Source organism: Levilactobacillus bambusae, assembly GCF_003124125.1.
Taxonomy (GTDB): domain Bacteria; phylum Bacillota; class Bacilli; order Lactobacillales; family Lactobacillaceae; genus Levilactobacillus; species Levilactobacillus bambusae.
Map to the genome: position 1 here is coordinate 285210 of NZ_QCXQ01000002.1, position 21292 is coordinate 306501.

17 protein-coding genes are annotated in these 21292 nt (G+C 46.4%); 9 read left to right on the plus strand and 8 right to left on the minus strand.

All coding sequences use genetic code 11. The features are described from left to right. Positions 1 to 15: 15 nt before the first annotated feature. Positions 16 to 174 carry a hypothetical protein gene (locus DCM90_RS09970; RefSeq protein ID WP_165815201.1) on the plus strand — a complete coding sequence of 53 codons (159 nt, stop codon included), beginning with the start codon at positions 16 to 18 and terminating at the stop codon, positions 172 to 174. A gap of 113 nt (positions 175 to 287) precedes the next feature. Here DCM90_RS09970 and DCM90_RS04210 read toward each other — a convergent pair whose 3' ends face one another. Beyond that, complete coding sequence (locus DCM90_RS04210; protein WP_109250091.1) at positions 288 to 827, minus strand: DNA-3-methyladenine glycosylase I; 540 nt, start codon at positions 825 to 827, stop codon at positions 288 to 290. Positions 828 to 957: 130 nt separating this feature from the next. On the opposite strand from DCM90_RS04210, the gene DCM90_RS04215 reads away from it, so the two are divergent. Beyond that, positions 958 to 3216, plus strand: a complete 2259-nt coding sequence (locus tag DCM90_RS04215) for a beta-glucosidase (protein WP_109250092.1) — start codon at positions 958 to 960, stop codon at positions 3214 to 3216. 244 nt (positions 3217 to 3460) lie between these two features. Here the strand turns inward: DCM90_RS04215 and DCM90_RS04220 are convergent, their stop codons facing one another. The 4 genes from DCM90_RS04220 to DCM90_RS04235 form a co-directional block, all read right to left on the minus strand. Continuing rightward, positions 3461 to 4096 (minus strand): uracil-DNA glycosylase, encoded by a 636-nt coding sequence (locus DCM90_RS04220; RefSeq protein ID WP_109250093.1) that lies wholly within the window; start codon positions 4094 to 4096, stop codon positions 3461 to 3463. Between the two features lie 3 nt (positions 4097 to 4099). Further along, on the minus strand, positions 4100 to 4552 hold the full coding sequence (locus DCM90_RS04225) for a GNAT family N-acetyltransferase (RefSeq protein ID WP_109250094.1): 453 nt from the start codon (positions 4550 to 4552) through the stop codon (positions 4100 to 4102). Between the two features lie 75 nt (positions 4553 to 4627). Then, positions 4628 to 5176: a TetR/AcrR family transcriptional regulator gene (locus DCM90_RS04230; RefSeq protein ID WP_109250095.1), complete on the minus strand. Its 549-nt coding sequence runs from the start codon at positions 5174 to 5176 to the stop codon at positions 4628 to 4630. A gap of 134 nt (positions 5177 to 5310) precedes the next feature. Further along, positions 5311 to 5928 (minus strand): ECF transporter S component, encoded by a 618-nt coding sequence (locus DCM90_RS04235; protein ID WP_165815202.1) that lies wholly within the window; start codon positions 5926 to 5928, stop codon positions 5311 to 5313. A 203-nt stretch (positions 5929 to 6131) separates the two neighbouring features. On the opposite strand from DCM90_RS04235, the gene DCM90_RS04240 reads away from it, so the two are divergent. Then, a complete protein-coding gene (locus DCM90_RS04240; protein ID WP_109250097.1) occupies positions 6132 to 7001 on the plus strand; it encodes a DegV family protein in 870 nt (289 codons plus the stop codon). Between the two features lie 484 nt (positions 7002 to 7485). Here DCM90_RS04240 and DCM90_RS04245 read toward each other — a convergent pair whose 3' ends face one another. Next, a complete protein-coding gene (locus DCM90_RS04245; RefSeq protein ID WP_109250098.1) occupies positions 7486 to 10638 on the minus strand; it encodes an AAA family ATPase in 3153 nt (1050 codons plus the stop codon). Then, positions 10625 to 11764, minus strand: coding sequence for an exonuclease SbcCD subunit D (locus DCM90_RS04250; protein ID WP_109250099.1), 1140 nt, complete (start codon positions 11762 to 11764; stop codon positions 10625 to 10627). Before DCM90_RS04250 ends, DCM90_RS04245 begins: the two co-directional genes overlap by 14 nt. Positions 11765 to 11937: 173 nt before the next feature. Here DCM90_RS04250 and DCM90_RS04255 point away from each other — a divergent pair, with 173 nt between their 5' ends. The 4 genes from DCM90_RS04255 (at position 11938) to DCM90_RS10085 (ending at position 15872) form a co-directional block, all read left to right on the plus strand. Next, positions 11938 to 12831: a matrixin family metalloprotease gene (locus DCM90_RS04255; protein WP_109250100.1), complete on the plus strand. Its 894-nt coding sequence runs from the start codon at positions 11938 to 11940 to the stop codon at positions 12829 to 12831. A 270-nt stretch (positions 12832 to 13101) separates the two neighbouring features. Then, positions 13102 to 13812: a GH25 family lysozyme gene (locus tag DCM90_RS04260; RefSeq protein WP_165815203.1), complete on the plus strand. Its 711-nt coding sequence runs from the start codon at positions 13102 to 13104 to the stop codon at positions 13810 to 13812. Between the two features lie 125 nt (positions 13813 to 13937). Further along, complete coding sequence (locus DCM90_RS04265; RefSeq protein WP_109250102.1) at positions 13938 to 14624, plus strand: GH25 family lysozyme; 687 nt, start codon at positions 13938 to 13940, stop codon at positions 14622 to 14624. A 192-nt stretch (positions 14625 to 14816) separates the two neighbouring features. Next, positions 14817 to 15872, plus strand: coding sequence for a C40 family peptidase (locus tag DCM90_RS10085; RefSeq protein WP_225365965.1), 1056 nt, complete (start codon positions 14817 to 14819; stop codon positions 15870 to 15872). A gap of 264 nt (positions 15873 to 16136) precedes the next feature. Here DCM90_RS10085 and DCM90_RS04275 read toward each other — a convergent pair whose 3' ends face one another. After that, on the minus strand, positions 16137 to 16559 hold the full coding sequence (locus tag DCM90_RS04275; RefSeq protein ID WP_109250103.1) for a Spx/MgsR family RNA polymerase-binding regulatory protein: 423 nt from the start codon (positions 16557 to 16559) through the stop codon (positions 16137 to 16139). Between the two features lie 352 nt (positions 16560 to 16911). Between DCM90_RS04275 and DCM90_RS04280 the strand changes: the two genes are divergently transcribed. Together DCM90_RS04280 and DCM90_RS04285 are read left to right on the plus strand one after the other, a co-directional pair. Further along, positions 16912 to 18987, plus strand: coding sequence for a glycosyltransferase-like membrane protein (locus DCM90_RS04280; RefSeq protein ID WP_109250104.1), 2076 nt, complete (start codon positions 16912 to 16914; stop codon positions 18985 to 18987). Positions 18988 to 19197: 210 nt separating this feature from the next. Then, on the plus strand, positions 19198 to 21276 hold the full coding sequence (locus tag DCM90_RS04285) for a glycosyltransferase-like membrane protein (protein WP_109250105.1): 2079 nt from the start codon (positions 19198 to 19200) through the stop codon (positions 21274 to 21276). Positions 21277 to 21292: the final 16 nt, after the last annotated feature.

Consider the following 21292-nt stretch of genomic DNA (forward strand, 5'->3'; position numbering starts at 1 on the left):
CGTGCACGATAATGAGTGCCAGTCATCGCTACTTCATCCACTGGATTCAGCAACGCCATTGTCTTTCAGGCCATCTTCACTAAGGCTCTCGTTCCCCGCTTTCAGCAAGTGCGGGGTCTCTTTGAACGTTTGCGCTTAGGTACTCACCCGATCATGTTTGTCGTTTCAAATTAGTGTAAGTGTATGCTAGCGACTAAATCTTGTCAACCCAAATTCTCATCTTTTTTAATTTTTATCTCATTCGAATCTAATAAATAATTTTATAAATTTTGGTCTCGACTCATCGATCAGTCAAGCACCTCATCTTTAAAAATTCCCGCCGCCTTCAAAAACATGGTGGTTACCACGGGCCCCACAAACTTGAATCCCCGACGTTTCATATCTTTAGCCACCAGGGCACCTAAGGGCCATTGATTTTCCACCTCGGTTCGATCCACCACTTGCATCGTTAAGGGAACCTCATCAACAAACTGCCACAGGTAATCGGAAAAATGTGAAAACTCCGATTTTAAGGTTAAAATTGCCTGAGCGTTCGTGATCGTCGCTGCGATTTTGCGGGGGTTTCTAATCATATCCGGATCCGCAGCAATTCGTTCCACGTCCGGTTCCCCCATCTGAGCAACGGCTTCAATCGCCATCCCCTTAAAATCCCGCCGCAAAACCGGCAGTTTACTTGCCGCGGCCTGCCAACTCAGGCCAACCTGAAAAACGCCAACCGTTAAAAGTTCAAAAAGCACGTGATCATCATAGGTCGGCGTTCCAAAGTAGCGGTCATAGTCCGCCACTCCTTGACTACTAAAATCGTTTCCATCGTTTGGACCAATCATTTGCTCACCTCGTCTACAGTTAGTTTACAGAAAAAGTGACTCTTCAACCACCATAATAAAAAATGGTAGCGCTATACTTCGTGAAATTTCAGCTGTATACTGAAGCTAATCTAACAAAAGGGGTATAACTATGGACATCAACAAAACGCTTTCTGAACTGACGTTGACCGAAAAAGCGGCACTCGTTTCCGGTAAGAACAATTGGTACACCGCCAAAATTGACCGTCTTGGAATTCACCCGTTGATGATGACGGATGGGCCGTCGGGACTACGTAAGGTCGAACCTGGCAAGGGAATCTCTGATATTAACGATTCCGTTCCTGCCGTTTGTTTTCCAGCGGCTTCCCTCACCGCGAACTCCTTTAACAGGGATCTATTTTTCCAACTCGGCGCCTTAATCGGGGAAGAAGCCCGGTCCGAACGGGTAAGCTTAGTCTTAGGCCCCGGAGTTAATATGAAACGGACTCCGGCTGGCGGCAGAAACTTTGAGTACCTCTCCGAAGATCCCCTATTAACGGGCGTTTTAGGTGCCGAGTACGTTAAGGGTGTTCAAAGCCAAAACGTTGGGGTGGCCGTAAAACACTTTGCGGCTAATAACCGGGAAAATCAGCGGTTTACCGTCTCCTCTGACGTTTCCGAGCGAACCCTCCGGGAGCTGTATTTACGGGCATTTGAAATTATTGTCAAAACCGCCAACCCGGATACCCTCATGATTTCCTACAATAAAATTAATGGGACCCTTAACACCCAAAATTACCATCTGATCACCGATGTCTTACGGGACGAATGGGGCTACCAAGGCGCGACCATGTCAGATTGGGGCGGTGTTGCGGATCATACTGCGGCCATTCGGGCCGGACTAGACCTTGAAATGCCCGGAAAGGGGCAGCCTTCCACTGATGAAATCGTCCTCGCGGTGAAAACCGGGAAGTTAGACGAAGGTGCACTCGACAACGCCATTCGCCGGCTTCTTACCATCATCGATCGGCGCCAACCAGATGCTAATCCCGAACCTTATGACCAGTCAAAACACCATGAGGCAGCCCGTAAAATGGCGGATGAAAGTATCGTTTTGTTACGAAACACCCATAACGAATTACCATTAGACCTCGCAAAGGGAACGACCGCAATTATTGGGCAGTTAGCTGATAAACCCCGGTTTCAAGGTGGGGGTAGTTCCCACGTGAACCCCGTGCATCTTGTTACGCCACTCGACGCGGCGAACCAGTTATCGGATCACGTCATCTACCAGCCCGGTTACGACCTTGATCAGTTAGACACAGAGCCGACCCTCGAGGCAGCCGCGCTTGAAGCCGCTAAACAGGCTGATCACGTTGTCGTTTTTCTGGGCTACCCCGAATCTTGGGAATCAGAGGGGTTTGACAAAACGAGTCTCCAACTCCCCGATAACCAAAGCGAACTGCTGAGTGACTTAACCGACGTCAATGACCACATCACCGTGGTCTTAGAAACCGGTGCCCCGGTTGAAATGCCGTGGGTCCATGACGTCAATGCCATTGTGGAGACCTACCTTGCGGGGGAAGCTGTGGGTGAAGCGACCTGGGATATTCTCACCGGGGCCGTCAACCCATCGGGCCACCTAGCCGAAACCTTCCCCGTCCTCCTTTCAGATACCCCAATGTCGATGACGTTTGATCAAGATCCGAACCACGAAATTTATTCTGAGGGCATCTTTATGGGGTACCGGTTCTATAACAGTCACGAAATGCGGGTTCTCTACCCGTTCGGCTACGGGCTTAGCTATACCGCCTTTGAATACACTCACTTGCAGACCGAAATTGATGACGAAAAGGTTCAAGTGACGTTTAACGTGACCAATACGGGAGAAAGAACCGGCCAAGCGGTCCCACAACTCTACGTTGCCAATCACGCAACTCATCGCCCAGTTCCCGCCACCGAACTCCGCAACTTTGCTAAGGTGGCCCTGAAAGCTGGCGAAACGAAGACCGTCACCTTTACCTTAACCCGGCGTGATTTCAGCTGGTACCGGACTGGCAAACACATGTGGGAGGCTGACTCAGGTGATTATGAATTAATGATTGGGGCGTCATCCCGGGATACCCGGCTTCAACAGCGAATTACCCTCACCTTTGAAAACGAACCCCACGAAATTTCCGAAAATACCTACCTTAACGAAATCATTAGCGACCCGACGTTGATGGCTCTCTTCATGAAGGACGTCGTGACGCCATTTTCTGACCACGGTTCAACTACGGAGCAACAGTTATTTACGGTGGATCAGAACGGTAAGGTCGCCATTTTACAGAATCCACTGTTTACGAATATGCCGCTAAGGGCCCTAGTTGCTCAGGGTTTACCTAACCAACTTATTCAAACCTTCATTCGGCACGCTAACAATAGGGAGTAGCACTCTCTGGATTTAATGACATTAGTCGTTTAAGCCTGGCAAAATAGGGATCATCCCGTAATACGAACGTCCTTTGTTCGTGTTTTGGGATGATCCCTATTTTGATTTGGGTTGACTAATGTTACGTAACTACTAGCTCGAAGGCATCCGTATTTTGGATGAGGGGCTTCGTGCCAAGTTGCAGATTTGTGGCTTTTGAGCGAAGCGGACTAACGTCACATCCCCATTTGTTTGTAGTCTATCTTTAGTCGGGCTCCCCACTCAGATAAGCTCGGAGTTTTTTAAGGTCGGCATCAACTACGGGGCGCATCTTCTTGAACCGTTTGCTATACGAAGGATGATACGTTGGAAAAATCGTATATTCCCTATCACTAAAGTGCCACTGCTGGTGTTTCACATCCCACTCTAAAATCGCATGGTGTAAAAATTGACCGTGAACTTCGCCAATTTTTTGCCCCCGGCCCAATAATCGTTCCAGCCCTGTGTTCCCCATTGGAACCAGTAAGTCACAGTCCAAGTGAGCAATTTCAAAGTCAAAGAACGGAGCAAAAGCTTCGATTTCGGCGGGAGTTGGTTTGCGGTCCCGTTTAAACCCCTTTTTTTCGTTAAACGGCCGACTCTTGACCGCAGCCGCAATGTAAATTTCATCCCGGCTGACGCCAAGCTGTTGGCACCACTCATTTAATTCTTTCCCCGCCGGACCCTGGAAGGGGTGACCTAACTTAATTTCCGTTCGGCCGGGGGCCTCGCTGACTAACACAAACTTGGGTGTCAGCGATCCTTCGCCCGCAACGAAACCCTCCAGTTTGGGATTTTGAGCCGTTAGCTGTTTTGCCTGAGTTATTAGTTCTGGCGTTAATATGGTTGCCACTTTCTCCATCCCCTATGTTAATGATTTAACCATGTCAACGTGTGGAATCCCCGTTTCTAAGTAAACGTCGCTCGTAGCTTTAAACCCAAACCCTTGATAAAATTTTTTAAGGTAGGCTTGGGCCTGAGCAACGACCTGTTCAGCATTCGGATAGGTCAAGCGAACGACTTCTAATGCGGCCTCGATTAAGGCTTCAGCATATCCGTGATGGCGGGATCCAATGGTGACTAAAACCCGACCCAAGCGGATTTGCCGGCCATCTCTTTCAGGGATTAAGCGCGCGTAGGCGATAATCTTTCCCGCTTCGTTGACGAAAAAAAGATGCTGGGCCCGTAAGTCATCCAGATCGACCTCTTGGTAAGCACAATCTTGTTCAACCACAAATACGGCCGTCCGCACCCGATAAATCTCAAATAACTCCATTGTCGTTAACTCATCAAAGCTTTTCTGTACTGGCGTAAGCATCCTAACATCCCCTTTTTTCTTAGCATACACAAAAAGACCGTCAGGAACAAACATCTGGATTCCTAACGGTTCGGTTTACATTTTTTGAATGAGTTGGGTGAGATAGGTAATCATCGATTCCTTCGTCCCCAAGTTTTCTTGCATTAGCCACTGATCAAGTGTTCCCACAATGGCACCGCACACGGCCCCCATTATGAGTTTACCGGGTTGATTTTGCTGCAAATGAATGGTTTGAACAACCACATCCTCTTGGTAAGCCGGATTATATTGACGGCCATCAACTACCCGCAAACATAACTGCATCATTTCATGATAGACTGTCTCGTGTTTATCACTACTGGTGGCATGGATTAGGAACGTCCGGTGAGAACTCACAAACGTTACCAATTGATCAACAACTGATATTTGTTCGTCCTTTTCTAGCAACTGATCCGCAAAGTATTGGAATACCCCGTAAAGTAAATCATACTTATCGGTAAAGTACCGGTAAAACGTACTCCGGTGAAGCATGGATTCCTCACAAATATCCGTAATTGTAATGGATTCAAACGACTGTTTTTCCACTAAATCAATCATTGCAATCACAATATCTCTTCGGGTCCGCTGTTGCAATTTTGTCAACATCTATTGACCTCCTTTAAGACTTTTGCTCATTGTACAATGAATTGGTCTACTGAAACGGCCATTTGGCAAATCTTAGAAAAGTCTTGCCGACATCATCATAGTTTCATCATGAAATGTTCACACTCTAGGCAAAATCAGTCCAAATGACCGTTTCGTTTTAGCGCAATCACGAGCGGTGTTGCAATTAACGGCGTCAAAATCGTGGACGCAATAAGTTCCGGAATTCCGTTGGCTCCCGCAATCCCTAATAGGAACGGTACCCAAGCCCCACCGGTAATTCCCCCGAAGCCCGTCTGAAAGAGCATAAATCCGAGCCAGGTAAACAGCAGAACAAAAAAGGTGTTCGTAAACGATGCCATGAACCCGGCCGCAGCCATCCCGAACTGCTTGTGTTTCATGCGTTTAGCAAAGTACACGTACGTTAACCCCGCAAATAGGCCAACTAACGAGCGGGCTAATATGGATGCAAAGGGATTATGCATCATTAATGCAGCGAAGGGTGTGGTCGGAGCCGCCCAAGACCGAACGAACTCAATCACTCCCCATACCGTCCCAACAATCACTCCGGATCGGGTCCCGAGCGTAATTGCCGCAATGGCCGTTGTAATTTGAAGCAGCGTAATACTAACTGGTCCCAACGTGATGTAGCCTAAAAACGGAACAATCGTTTGAATAATAATAATGGCAATAAAAAGTGCCAATGCAATGGAGCGAAAGTTCCGTTCCCGGGCAGCTCCTTTTTTTTGTGGCATACTGTCATCCCCCATTTAACTGAATGGTCTCATTATACGTTCTTTTCCTCCCCTACGACAAGAAGAACACGTAACCTGTCAGGGAAATAAAAGTGATTACTTGTTCCCGGTTCATAAACTGATAAAATAAGGAGTTACAGGAGAAATTGTTCTTCTCTCACTCAAACAATAACTAATAATAAATTGCACTGGAGTTGCTAAGATTGAACGTTGCCATTGTTACGGACAGCGTGAGTTATGTTTCGCCCGAAGAAGTCGCCAAATATAACATTCACGTTGTCCCCGTCACCATTATCTTTAACGGCCGCCCCTATAAAGAAGGCGTCGATATGACGACCGAGGAATTTTACCACAAGCTCAAAACCGAACGGGAACTGCCTAGTACCGCTCAGGTGTCCATCGGCGAGATTACGGCTGAATATGACAAACTCGCTGCCGAAGGATACGATACCGTCATTAGTATTCACCTGTCGAGCGGTATCACCAGTTTTCTCCCGAACTTAGAGGCCTACCTTCCCAATATCACTAATATTAAGGTCATTCCCTTCGATTCCAAAATTGCCGCAATGGGTGAAGGAATGATGGTTCGGTTGGCCGCTCGAATGGCCATGGATGGTCGCTCTGCTGATGACATTATGATGGCCTTGAACCGGTTAAAAGCTACCATGGATGAATACTTCGTCGTGGACGACCTTTCCCACCTCGTTCGGACCGGCCGGTTATCAAACGCCTCCGGCTTCATGGGGAACCTTCTCCGAATCAAACCCATCCTAACCTTCAACGAAGCCGGCCAAATTATCGCCATTGATAAGGAACACACCATGAAGCGAGCGTTTGCTAAAATTAAACGCGGGTTTGCGGAAAAAATTGCGAACGTTGATTACCCGGTCAGGGCAGTGGTGATCGATGCCAATAACCCTAAGCTATCCGCAGATTGGATTACCGAGCTTAAGCAGGAATTTCCCCAAGTGACGTTCGAAACGAGTTTTATTGGTCCCGTTGTCGGTGTCCATACCGGTGAAAAAACCATGGCGCTGCTGTGGTCCGAAGACTTTGAAAGTTTAAGGCATTAACTAGGCAAGGCAGGGACATAGGACGTTTAGATCATGCTAAATAGGGCAAAGGACCAGGTTCGATTGCATTTTGATCGGATTTGGTCCTTTGCCCTATTTGGTTGTGGTCTGTCTTTAGTCGGGCTCCGCTTCTCAACTTTCTGCGGTTAACCAAGCTCACAAATAATACTAAAACCCAGTATTTTTTGTGAGCTCCGTTAATCCTCAAAAGTAAGCGAGAATCTCCACACCCTTTTAGTCGGGTTCCATCGCTCAGATCTCTGCGTTTAACCAGGTCATCGAATAATGCCCAAGATCAGCATTTTTCGATGACCCCGTTAAGCCTCAAGATCTACCGAGTGAATTCCTCACCCTATCCCGTAACTACAGGTCCGAAAGCATCCTGTTAAGGATGAAGAGCTTTCGGGCCATGCGGCAAGAGTCATATTTTCTAAGCGAAGCGGTCCAAATGTCTCAAGGCCTCATTTAAGCGTCATTAACACCCTTAAAATTCCGTTTGAATCGTCACGCGGCTGCGGCCGTCGCCATCCGAGATGACCTGAAGTTGGGTAGGGACCTGATCTTGCAGTTCACTGACGTGGCTAATAATTCCAATCATCCGGTGCTGGCCCTCCACCGTTTCAAGGGAGTGCAAGGCGGTATTTAGCGCATCTTGGTCAAGCGAACCAAATCCCTCATCGATGAACAGAGCTTCAACGTCAATCGATCCCGTCTCAGCCTGAATGACTTCACCCAGTGCTAACGCCAAGGCCAGCGCCGCAATAAAACTTTCGCCGCCGGATAAAGTGTGAACGCTCCGGGTTTCACCAACGTTATCATCATAAACGTTAATTTCTAACCCCGCCCGTTTCTTGGATGAGGCTTCGCCAGTATCTAAGTCAAACTGATACCGGCCGTTGGTCAGCTTTAACAGCTGATCGTTGGCCGCCACTAAAATTCGTTGCAGGTAGGTTTGAAGAACGTAGCGTTCTAAGCCAAGCTTACTGTAATCACTATTCCCATTCATCACATCCGCTAATTCGCCTAACTCCCGTTGGTGCGTCAGCTCCTCTTCCTGCCGATTCATCCCGGCTACAATTCGATTCAACCGCCGTTCATTTTGGGTGATCTGCATTTTAAGGTCACCCTCTTCCGCCCTCAACTGGGTCAGTTCGGTATCGGCTGCCTGCCGGGCCAGCTTAGTGGCTTCCCCATCGGGCCGCTGCCGATCCGTTAACTGCTGGTTCAGCTCCGTTAACCGATTCTGAACTTCGGTGCAGTGCTGCTGGTAGGCCGTCACCGCCTGTCTCAGCTCGGCTAACCGGTCAAGCTGTTCGTATCCCGTCACGAACTGATCGTGGGCCGCCTCATCGGTGACGTTAAAGGTGGCAACCACGGCTGCATGCAGTTGGTTTCTTAAGTCATCGGCCTTTTTCTGGTTATCCGTTAACTGGTTCTGCGTTAGTTTGATTTGGGATGTCAGCTCGGTTAATTGCATTTGTAGTTTATTTCCCTGCTCCGTGACAGACTCTAACTTGGCATCATGGCCAGCTACTACCGCCTTTAACCGTTGAATTTCCACCTGTAAATCACCGGCAGTTTGAAACTCAGCTGGCAGTTTTTCCTGGACGGTTGTTAGGGTCGCTTGAGTGGCGGATTGCAACTGTTCGGCTTTTTGGAGTTGTTCTTGCAGCTGATTAATGGTCGTTGTCAATTCAGTAACCTTCACCTGCAACTGCTGTTTCACCTGACGATCTTGGTCTAACTGATCCAGCTGTTGGGTAAGGTGACTCAACGTTGCTTGAACCTGATTTTGCTCCTCCGTTAGTCGCTTGATCACAAGTTCAGGGGCAACCGACTCCAAAGTCACCATCGTTAACTGGTCCGCCAATTGGTCCTGATCACTGGTTAACTTGGTTTGGATCTGTTGGCACTGCGCCTGGTAATCTTGAAGCTGAGCCTTCGCCGTTGTCAACAACTGGTTAGCCTGATCGCTAGTTTGACGGGCCACTTTCACTTCGGCCTCAGTAACGGACTGAACCGTTGTTACCGCTGGGTAAGGATGTTCCGTTGATCCGCATACGGGACACGGTGTCCCTGGAGCTAACTGTTGGCTTAATACGGCAATCTGACTTTGAATCCAGCGCTGATTGATCGCTTCAAATGCTTGGTTAGCCGCTTGGAATTGCTCATCTGCTTGATCGACTTCGACCTGTTTTTGCTGAACCAGTAACGTTAGCTGCTGCTGGTTTTTTTTCTGCTCCTGAACCAGCATGGCCTGGTCCATTAACCGTTCTAACTGGTGCTGGCGAGTCACAGTTACCGTTTGATCGTGGTGCAGTTGATCGCTTTGATCCAGCCGAGCTTGAACCTTAACCGATTGATTCTGAACGGCTTGCTGCTCATCTTGGCACGCTTTAAGGTTTTTAGTCAGCGTTTCAACGCGTTGCCGCTGACTTTTCAATTCCTGATTCAATTCATCAACCCGCTGATAAGACGCAACCAGTGACTCTAATCTCACCCGGTTAGCCGTTGTCTGATCTATTTGCGGCTGCTGGTCCGTTAGTTCACGCCGCTGATTTCGCAGTTGCAGCAACTCGGGTTCGAGTTGCCGTTTTGTCTGATCCATCTGTCGTAACTGCTGCTTCATCTGGTCCATATCGTCCGTTAACTGCACTAACTGGGTGTATTCTGGCGCCCGTTGCTGAATCCAATCTAGCTGATCCACTAACCGCTGCCGTTTTTTCATCTGATCGGCCTGATCGGTCAATTCTGCTAATTGCCGCGTTTGCTGATCCCGCTGATCAAACATTCGGGTCGTCTGCAATTCCCTTTCGGTCTGCTGAATCAGTTGGTTAACTCGTTGCTGGACCTGAATAATTTTCTGATCGAGCGTTGCCTGCTGGCCCTTCCAATCGGTTTGCTGCTGGTTAGCCAGTTCTATCAGTTCGCTGGTGGTTTTCCCAACCGTTCCGGTGTCAATCGCCTGCTGGTTAGGTTCCGTCCAAATCAAGTCACTGACATCTCGTTGGATCGCCGTCTGTTGATCCCGTAATGCTTGATTGGCCTGTTTTTGGGCCGTGCGCAATTGTTCCGCCCAGTCCACGTAAAGCTGCGTATGAAAAAGCTGCCGCAAAATGGCCGCCTTATCATCACTCGGCGCCACTAAAAACTGCCTGAATTTACCCTGGGGCAATAACACGATCTGTGAAAACTGGTTCGCATTCATCTTTAGTAGCTCAAGAATCATGTCATCCGCCTGTTTTTTTCGGGTGACCTGATCGACTTCGTGCCCTTCCACATCAAAGACCGTCAGTTCAACACTCGCCCCCTTTTCGGTCACCCCGCCGCCCCGTTTAGTGTGCAGCTGCTTGGGCTGACGGATAACTTGGTAGTGACGGTGCCGGTGTTCAAACTCAAACGCCACCTGCGTATAATCATCGGGGGATGCAAAATCTGATCGCATGCTCGTCGCGTCCCGTTCCTGGCCGGAAGTTTGGTCAAACAGGGCGTAACTCATACCATCAAAAATGGTTGTCTTCCCACTCCCCGTCTTCCCGCTGATCAAAAATAGCGGCGCATCCGCCAGTTTGGTGAAATCAATCTCAGCGTGTTCATAGGGTCCAAACCAGTCTAAGGTTAATTTAATAGGTCGCATTACCAAGTTCCCCTTCCGCTTTAACGAGGGCACTGGCCGCCCAGTCCTTTTGATTAACCGATAGTTTTTCGCCCGTGACTTGGTGGTAAAAATCAGACAACAACTCCGTTGGGTTCTGTTTGATTTGCTCAACGGTCTGACTTGGAGTCGTTAACTGCCTGGGATTTACCCGGGTCAGCTCAATAATTTGTGGAAACCGGCGCTTCAAATCTTCCATGACGTTCGGGATTGGTGCCGAATCCGTTAGCTGAATGGCCACGTAATCCGTTGGCCGGACGTTAAACGTTTGGTTTGGATCCATTAGTTGGTCGTAACTATTCTTTAAAATGACAAGATCGTGCAGGGGCGTTATCGCCCGAAAAGTGACCGTCACTGGATTGGTTTCCGTATCCACAATCCAGCATCCCTTAACGTCTTCGGCCTCACTAGTCGAAAATTTCAGGGGAGACCCACTGTATTTAACCGTTGCTTCATTCAGGGCCTCTTTTCGGTGCAGATGCCCCAGTGCAACGTAGTCAAACGCTGATAACTGATCAACCGGAATGGCGTTCAATCCCCCCACCTCAACCAAGGTTTCAGAATCCGTGTGAGTACTCCCCGCCGCAAAAAAGTGTGCCACCAAAACGTGGCGTTTGTCCGCATCAAACCGCTGGGTCATTTCACTTAAGATGCTTGTCATTCCATCCTGGACCGTCCGAATGCTTTCATCATGAAAGGTTTCGCGAACTTGATGGGGTTCAAAATAGGGCAGCAAAAAGAACTGGGTATTCCCCATAACAACGGGTGTTAAACTCTGCTTTATGGTTGTATTCAGGTAAAAATCGGTCGCCGAAAACCATTCCTGGCCCGTACTTAACCGGGTGGCACTATCATGATTTCCGCTAATTGCTAAGACGGGCATTTTCAGTTGTCGATTCAAATCGACTAGCATGCCGTTTAAACAATTGACGGCGTCCTCGCTGGGAACCTTACGATCGTATAGATCCCCAGCAATGACCATTGCGTCCACGTTTTCTTCCTGGGCAATTTGTCGTAATTGTTGGTAAGCATCCTGCTGTTCCTCCAGCAGGCTGAACCCGTGAAGCTGTTTACCGATATGCCAATCGGCTGTATGTAAAAACCGCACGTCTATCGCTCCCTTAATTTAGTGTCAAATGTATGTTCGCATGACTTTTCACTGTCGTCAACCAATAATTTTCTTCCTATCCATAGAAGTCCGTCAAACAGTTCCTCTTCCACCTTGCAAAATTAAAAAACTGGAGCCTATAATAAAGGTAGCAATCAAGGGAGGTTATCGTTATGGCTCATAACAACAATCGCTGGTTTACCTTATCAGCGACAACCATGCTTTTAGTTTCAGTTATCCTGCCGGTTTCAACGGCAGCGGCTAAATCTAAATCCGTCAAACCCACTCAGGCCGTCTTAAAGGCAAGCGCTAAAAAGACCCGGGCCAACGCTAAGGGACTGGCTTCAAAGTACAAGTTAGCCTACGGCGCTCAAAGGGGCTTTGATAAAAAGGGTCGGGTTTGGATCTACGCTAAAACATCGAGCAAGACGCTAAAATCTAGTCTCAAGGTAGCCGCTAACTATTGGAACAGCCGGTTGGGTAAAAAGGAATTCAATATCGGTACCAAATCCCACCATACGGTAACCTTTACGGCCACTAACCAAAAAAACGGGAACTCAGATGCCTGGTGGACGCCCTCCCTCAAGTCACTAAAAGTTCAACTTTCCTACTATAGTAAAAGCCACAAAGACGTTCAATCCGGAATGACCAGCTACGTGAACAGCTACTACCAAAATCAGGTCGCCGTTAAAACCACCAACTACTTGGCCAACCGAGGGATTGCAACGACGGATCCCAAATACAGTCAGGAATTTTACTCATACGCCGTCAAGCATCAAGGTACGGAACAAAAGAACGCCAAAAAGGCGGTCAAAAATATTAATCAATCCGTGGCAACCCAGGGAGTCATGTACGAGTATGCGTCAACATTAGCCCATGAAATGGGTCATATTATTGGCCTCAACCACTCCCCTAATAAATTAGATCTCATGTATTACCAAAGCGGCAACAAGAACATTTACAATTACTTCGATGTTAAACGGGGCCTGAGAGGTTATAATCCGGTGACCGCCACCGATAAAGCCCGGGCTCAACTTGCCATTAAAGTCTGGCAAGCCAAACACTAACTCAACTAAAAATCCCGATTCCAGACGTTTAAAACCGTTTGGGATCGGGATTTTTGATGACCTTAAAATCAAATTCGACTTTGGTCGCTTGCTGAAACTTCAAACTTACCAGTCGCTTTCACTCTCATTTACAGACACGTGACAGATTCCAGCTGAATTGATACGCTTCTGTAATTCACGCGTTATTTATCTGTGATGTTCTGGTGGCATACTATCCCTCGTTGTGATTCACAGAGTAAATCAGTTATTTCGAGGAGGAGTTTTATTTTTATGACATTATCAATCCGTACAACATTAACGACCGTTGCCGCTGCCTTTACCTTAACCAGTGTTAGTCTTGTCTCGCAAACTAAAGCACCTCAAACGAACGTTGCTGCAAGTGCAAAGGCTGATGTCGCAACGAAACGCATTGCGGATGTGTCAGAATTCCAAGGAGACATTAACTGGAAGGAAGCTTCCAAACACTTAGACGCCGTTATTACACGGGTCCAAGCGGGTAACCCAGGCGATGACGGCTACCACTACGATACAAAGGCCAAAACCAACGCTCAGGGAGCCAAATCGAACCACTTAAGTTTCGGTCAATATGAATACTCTCAGTTTACCAGCGTTAAAGACGCTCAAAATGAAGCTAAAAGTTTCTATCAACACTCTGATAAAAGCGCTAAGTTTTTAGTTCTGGATAACGAAACCCGGGCCACATCCGATGGAAGTGAATCGGACTACGTTAAAGCCTGGGTTAAACAAATGAAGAAGTTAACCAACAAACCGCTCGTTTACTACTCAAGCGAGAACTTTGCTAAGGAAAACAACATTGACACGTCGCAATTTAGCGGATCATGGATTGCCAACTACTCATCCAAGCCTGAAAAGACTGATCTTTGGCAGTATTCCCAAAGCGGTTCCGTTAAGGGAATCGATGGGGATGTCGACATGGACACTGCCGTTAACAACAAGACAGTCGCAAGTTGGTTAGACTAATTGTGACCAACCCGTAATGTGGCTGTTAGTTTGCTGACACACGGCCCTGTTAATATACAAAACATTGACTTTCTATTTATAACGTAAATCAAACAAATGACACTGTCTAGGGGGACTTTATCTATATGACTTTATCAATCCGTAAAACATTCGTAGGCATCGCTGCTGCGTTATCCATGACTGCCGTTGGTTTTTCCGCCACCTCACAATCTGCTTCAGCTGCCACCTACAAAAAGTCTGCGGACGTATCGGAGTTTCAGGGGGATATTGACTGGAGTAAGGCTGCAAAGGACCTTGACTTTGTGATCACCCGGGTTCAAGCCGGAAATCCAGGTGATGACGACTACCATTTTGATACAAAATCATCACAAAATGCGACGGGCGCCAAAGCCAATAACTTACCGTTTGGTCAATACGAATATTCTGAATTTACCAGCGTTGAAGATGCTAAAACCGAAGCCAAAAGTTTCTATAAAAATTCAGATAAAAACGCTAAGTTCTTAGTTCTGGATAATGAATCCCGGGCAACTTCAGATGGCAACGAACGTGATTTCGTTAAAGCCTGGGCTAAACAAATGCGAAAATTAACGAATAAGCCAATTGTTTACTACTCAGGTGATAACTTTGCCCGGGATAACAAAATTGATTTTAGCGATTTTAATGGTAACTGGATTGCCAACTATTCGATTCACCCAACCACTCAGGTAGACCTATGGCAATATAATGATTCCGGCTCCGTTAATGGAATTGACGGTGACGTTGATATGGACCTTACCCTTAACTCGTCAATCATCAACAGTTGGTTGAAATAATTCAAATTTAAATCACCACTTCAGGGAACTGAAAACCGTGGCCAGCCGCTCGAACAAATAAAACTCGAGCGGCTGTTTTTTTGCGCTTTGTAACATAAGGGTAATAATGATGTAAAGTCCCTGATTCTTTTCCGTAATTTAAATAGGTTATTATGAATATATTAAGAAATAGAGAAAAGAGGACTATTACATATGAAAACCAGTTTGAAAGTTGGATTAGCTGTTGCAACTGCGCTAGTCCTCACACCTTTCTTAGGTAGCCAGGCCCACGCCGCTACCAATACTAACCGCATCACAAGTACTTCGAGTGTTAACAAAGTTGCTTACATCCGGAAAAGTGCTAGTGGCGCAACTTATAACTTTAATATGACAAGCAATACGAACTTTAAGTTTAGTGGTCGGACCCATAATTTAAAGAACTACCCTAACACGACTTGGGTCGTTACTAAAAAAGCCTACATCGTTAAGGGTAATACAAATACCACTTCCCTTTACTACTATGTTACAAATGGTCACGGCGATGTTTCCGGCTGGATCTGGCACGGCTACTTAAAGGTTAAGCCAAAGCCAGCGGTTGCTTACGACCGAATTACAAGTACGTCAAGCGTTAATAAAACTCAGTACCTTCGGAAAAGCGCCAGCGGAGCAACCTACAACTTTAACATGTCAGGTAACACCAACTTTACTTTTAGTGGCCGGACCCATAACTTAAAGAACTACCCGCACACAACTTGGATCGTTACTAAAAAGGCCTACATCGTTAAGCACAATACGAACACGACCTCCCTTTACTACTATGTCACAAATGGTCATGGCGATGTTTCTGGTTGGATCTGGCACGGCTACTTAACACCAAAACCAAAGCCAGTAGCTAAGGCCGCTTCCTACGCAGCCGTCTACAATAAAGCTAAGGCTCAACTTGGAAAACCATATGCATGGGGAGCTGCAGGCGCAAACTCATTTGACTGTTCTGGTTTAACCCAGTACGTTTACAAGCAGGCAATTAATAAGCAGCTTCCTCGGACTGCTCAAAGTCAATACAATTCTTACTCTCACGTTAGCACCAACAACTTGAAGAAGGGTGACCTTGTCTTCTTTGGTTCTAACGCAGGTAACATCTCTCATACGGGGATCTACGTTGGTAGCAACAAAATGATCGATGCCCAGAACCGTGGGGTTATCACCGAAAACATTCATGCTTCATGGTGGAACCTAGTTGGGGCTTCTCGTCCAGCAAACTTGCAGTAACCAAAAAACCTTAGCAATCCTGCTAAGGTTTTTTTATGTCAAATTTTCAATTAGAAAAGAAAGTGTTTTGAACAATGGGTGACTAATTCCGCTTAGATGCCACAACTCCTGCAGCTTGATTAACCATAGGAAACCGAGAAATGGAACCCGATTAAAGCCAGACCATAACTAAAGGGACGGTACCCAAATTCGATTACAATCGAATCTGGATACCGTCCCCTATTTAATATGGCCTAAACGTCTTGTGTTCCAGCCACTGATTAATTACATTGCGTTAGCTTCCTTAGATGATCCATTCAAGATTTTGAAGAATCCGGCCAATTCCTTTTTCCGGTACTCGGCGGGAACAAATTCACGAATCGTTTCAAGGTCAAACCCAGTAGCGAGCTTGTGGTCATCTACGATAATCGGATTCTTCAAGATATTCGGATTAGTTTGCAACAGGTCGACCAATTCGTTCAACCCCATGTTATCGATTGATTCAGGTAAATTCTTATAAGCTTTGGAACGTTTAGAGATCAAGTCATCAGTTCCCTCTTCCGTAAGGGATAACATGTGCAGGATCGTTTCACGATCTAAAGGCTGCTTTTTAATGTCTTGGCCTTCAAATGCGGCGCCATGACTCTTTAACCATTTCATTGCCTTAGTAACGGCCGTTGTCTTTGTGTGATAAAACATTTTAATCATCTATTAAACCCTCCAATTTGGAACGTTATGCGATCAACTCGTCATTAGCACTATTTTAATTCTCTGCTAACAACAACTATTATTGTACACCATAATTCATAAAGGTTAAACCCTAAAACCCCAATTTAATCACTTTTTTCTCCATCGATTAATCAAAAGGTCAAACATTCGTCACCCGTTATGATTGGCTCTCATCTTACAGATATCCACCACCCTTGTCAACTTCTTTTACAAAAAGTTTAGAAACAAACGGTTCCGCTTACATTTAAAGAGTTCATTAATAATATTGTCGAGCTTAGATTTTTATCTTATACTGAGAAAGAATTATTATTTTAGTACTAGGGGAGACATAATGGGGAGAATTAGTCGTATTTTTTTAGTGACCGCTTTATTTGGAATCGGTCTTATTTTGGTGGGAATAGCTGGAATACTTGCTCTGTTTAAACCAATTAATTTTTTGGCAATTCATCAGTGGGTATCCCCCCTCACCCTACTATTTTGTAGTGTGATTTTATTTATCTTACTCCGGGGCATATGGTTAGGGTTAAATCATTTGTCGCCAAAGCAGCTTCGCATCAACATGATCATCGTCACCGGACTCCTTTTACTTTGCCAGCTTTGGGTTGCGACCCACTTTGAAGTCAGCGAACGGGCCGATCTCTATTACGTTCGGGAGCAAGCCATTAATTTATTTCAGGGCCACACCAAATGGCTCTCTTACTTCTACGTATACAGTAACAATGTTAACGCCGCAATCTTCCTCAGTTGGTGGAACCGGCTAGCTCATTGGATTGGGCTGCCCATTTATGGGACTTCGATTTATGTAGCACAGTTTCTTTGGTTAGACGTTGGGCTTGCCTGCGCAGCGTGGATGCTAAAACGAGTCCGGGGCTTAGCTGGCAGCATTATCTTCCTGCTTTTATGCCTCGTTTCGGTTCCACTTTATTACTACGCCCTTTACATTTACACGGATACAGTTGTTTTTCCAACCACTTTAATTAGCTTGGCCATTATAATGAAGTTAACCTCAGCTAAGCGATGGCAGCCTCGGTTATTTTGGACCATTTTACTTGGGCTCATCGTGACCTTTGCTACCCTTGTTAAAATGAATTTTCTAATCCTATTAATTGCAATCATCATTGGATTGGCATTAACGGTATGGCCTAGTCACGCAAACTGGCAAATGAAAACGTTAGTAATTGTTGTCCTCGTCGCAATCATGGGGATCGGATTCAGGGCTGATGGTGCAATTAAAACGGCCAACCACTACCAACTTGATGAACACCAAGTTATGCCCCTCATTCACTGGATTGATATGAGTTGGAATCCTGAACAATTCGGAAATTATAGTCGTGCGGATACCGCCTTTTTAACCCGTTATCCCTCTAAAGAGCAGAAGGTTGCCATTGAATCTAATCAACTCAAAACTCGAATTCATAAAATGGGATCAAAGGGTGTGATTAAACACCTTTACCGAAAAACTCGTTTATTCTTAGCTACCGGCGATTTTGATATTTTCAGACTTTACGGACCCTTTCAAAAGGCGCCGACTTGGTACCTCTCACGGCAAGGCACCCTTAACTGGGTACTAGCTCAATGGTGTCAAGTGCTCTATCTCGTGATGCTCTTTGCCACATTGCTATTTGGCCTTACTGCCTTAAAGCGCCACCAAGTTAATCACCCCATTGCAATCGTGGCTGTCTTATTTCTCATCGGGATGGGAATCTTCCACATCTTCATTTGGGAAACGGAAGAACGTTACGCTTTACCACTCCTTGCCGTTTGGCTTGTCAGCGGAACCATGGGACTAACTCGACCGGTTACATTGTCTGACCATCTGGAACAGCCCAGCTGGCTTCGCCCGGGAATTTTAATCGGTTGTCTCTTAATTAGTGCCATGTGCTACGACTGGGATCGACCCGTTTTTACTACCCAGTTACCGTACCAACGCGGGGTTCTCAGTCAAACCGTGGGTAACTACTATAAATCTTATGACATCACCCTCAAACCCGGTCATTCAATTACCCAGCGGTTTAAGGTCCCGTTAGCCTTTAACGTTATTAAGTTGGGAAATAATGATGAGAGTGCTAAGCAGATGCGATTCACCGTTTATAATGGTGCCCATAAGCGCCTCTATCAGCGAAATGGTCAGGGACAAAAAATTCACTTTAAAAAGTCGCTGCCAGCCGGAAGTTACCAATTGACGTTAACTAATCGGTCAAAAAAACCACTCCTTGTGAGCGTTGGGATTGGTAAATTCCCGCTGATTACTCATCCGCTAAATGGTTTTAAAACAACCTATTTACGTTTCTCAGCTTGGGAAAGTATGAAACGAACTGCCGTGTCTCGGCAACTATATACCCTTTTACTGGGGTTATTCACACTCGTCGGGTTAGCCTTAGGATGGCGACTTACCCGAAAAAAATGAATTTAGCTCCACCTAATGAACAACAACTAAACTGGCTCCCGAAAACTACCAAACGGTAATTTTCGGGAGCTTTTTTTATGGGGATACTTTTAGTCACCTCAACATTACCGGTTCCGCTTACATTTTTTTACCAAGTCGTCACATTTGTCCCCCTTCTAAATTCAATTTATACTTATTATATTAAGTTTACATTTGGGGGAAGTATGGATTATGGAAAAGGTCAATCGTGCACTGGTTACCTGTTTGGCTTGGTTAGGTCTCGGCTTTACCGGGGGCATTTTATTATTAGCACTTTTTAAACCCATCAACTTTTTGACCATTAGACAGTGGTTATCACCATTAACCCTGTTATTTGGGGGCGTCGTCTTAATCCTTCTCATTCGGGGGGTCTGGTGGTGGCTTAGCCAACGTACCAAAAAACAGCTCTGGGTCATCTTAGGGATTGTTTCCGTCGTCATGCTAGCTTGTCAAATTTGGGTTGCCACCCACTTCGAAGTTAGTGAACGGGCCGACCTCTATTACGTTCGCGAACAAGCCTTAAATATGCTTCACGGTCAAACAAAATGGATTTCTTATTTTTATATGTACAGCAACAACGTTAACTTTGCCATTTTACTTAGCTGGTGGAACCGATTTACCAGTGCGGTGGGGCTACCCATCTACGGTGCCTCAATCTACCTAGCACAGTTTTTATGGTTGGACGTTGGATTGGCGTGCAGTGCTTGGATTGTCAATAAACTAAGGGGCTTGGCGGGCAGCGTCATTTTTATTATCCTCTGTACGGTATCGGCACCCCTATACTATTACGCCCTCTACATCTACACGGACATGGTGGTCTTTCCGGTCACCCTGATAAGTTTAGCTATTGTGATGAAACTGACAACGGCCAAAACATGGTGGGCACGCCTTGGTTGGACCATCCTACTTGGAGTCGTCATCACCTTTGCCACGTTAGTTAAAATGAACTTCTTAATTTTACTGGTAGCCGTTATTCTGGGTCTATGCCTCACAAAGTGGCATAATCACGCGAACTGGCGGATTAAAACCCGGGTCGTCTTAACCCTAGCGGCGATTACCCTCATTGGGTTTGCCGGAGACGGCGTCATTAAATCGGCTAACCACTATGAAGTCAAAGATAGCCAGGTGATGCCCATCGTCCACTGGATTGATATGAGTTGGAATCCCGACATGTTTGGAAATTATTCGGACCTTGACACGAAGTATATGGGCCAGTACCACTCCAAGGCAAAAAAGACGGCGGTGGAAACCAAGGAGTTTAAGTCCCGAATCCATAAAATGGGACCCAAGGGCATTATTAAGCACCTCTACCGGAAAACGCGCCTTTTCTTAGCCACCGGTGATTTTGATATTTTTAGGCTGTACGGGCCCTTCTATAAGTCCCCGTCCTGGTATCTATCCCACAAGGATAGTATCGAATGGAACCTCGGTCAGTGGACCCAGGTTCTCTACGTTGGGCTGTTAATGGCCACCCTTCTCTTTGGGTGGGCCGTTTTAAAGCGCCGCCAAGTAAGTTCGCCCATAGTGATGATTGCTATCCTCTTTCTTTTTGGGCTCAGTTTCTTCCACATCGTGATTTGGGAAACGGAAGAGCGTTACACCCTGCCCCTGCTGGCCATCTGGTTATTAAGCGGGACGCTGGGTCTTACAAGCCCTCAACCCGTTATCAGCCTCGCCCACCTACCTAAGTGGAGTCGACCCGCTGCCCTAATTGGCTGCGTCATCATCGCAGGAATCTGTTACGTCTGGGATCGACCGGCCTTTACCACACCCATTTTGCACCAGCGTCTCGTAGTCAGCCAGAGCGTGGGCCAGTATTACCGCCACCACTATACCAAGTTAAAACCGGGCCATTCCATTACCCAGCAGTTCTACGCACCGGTGCGTTATAACCTCGTGAAATTGGGTAATAGCAACGCAAATTCAAAAAAAATGCGGGTAACCCTCAAAAATGCTCAGGGGAAACCTCTATGGCGACTAAACGCTCCCGGCCAAAAAATCCATTTGGATACCCCGCAACCCGCAGGCCACTACCAATTAACCATTACGAACCGGACCAAACGCCCCCTCGACGTTTGCGTTGGTCTAGCTCGATATCCGTTACAGCCTAAACCGTTGAACGGGTTTAAAGAAACCTACTTACGGTTCTCCATATGGAAAAACTACATTGGTCCTGCTACCTCAAAGCGGTTGTACCTCGGAATCTTAAGCTTGATCACCCTTGTTGGTTTAGCAGAGGGATGGGTGCTCACCAGGAAAAAGGAACGTTAACTTTTGCCCAGACGTT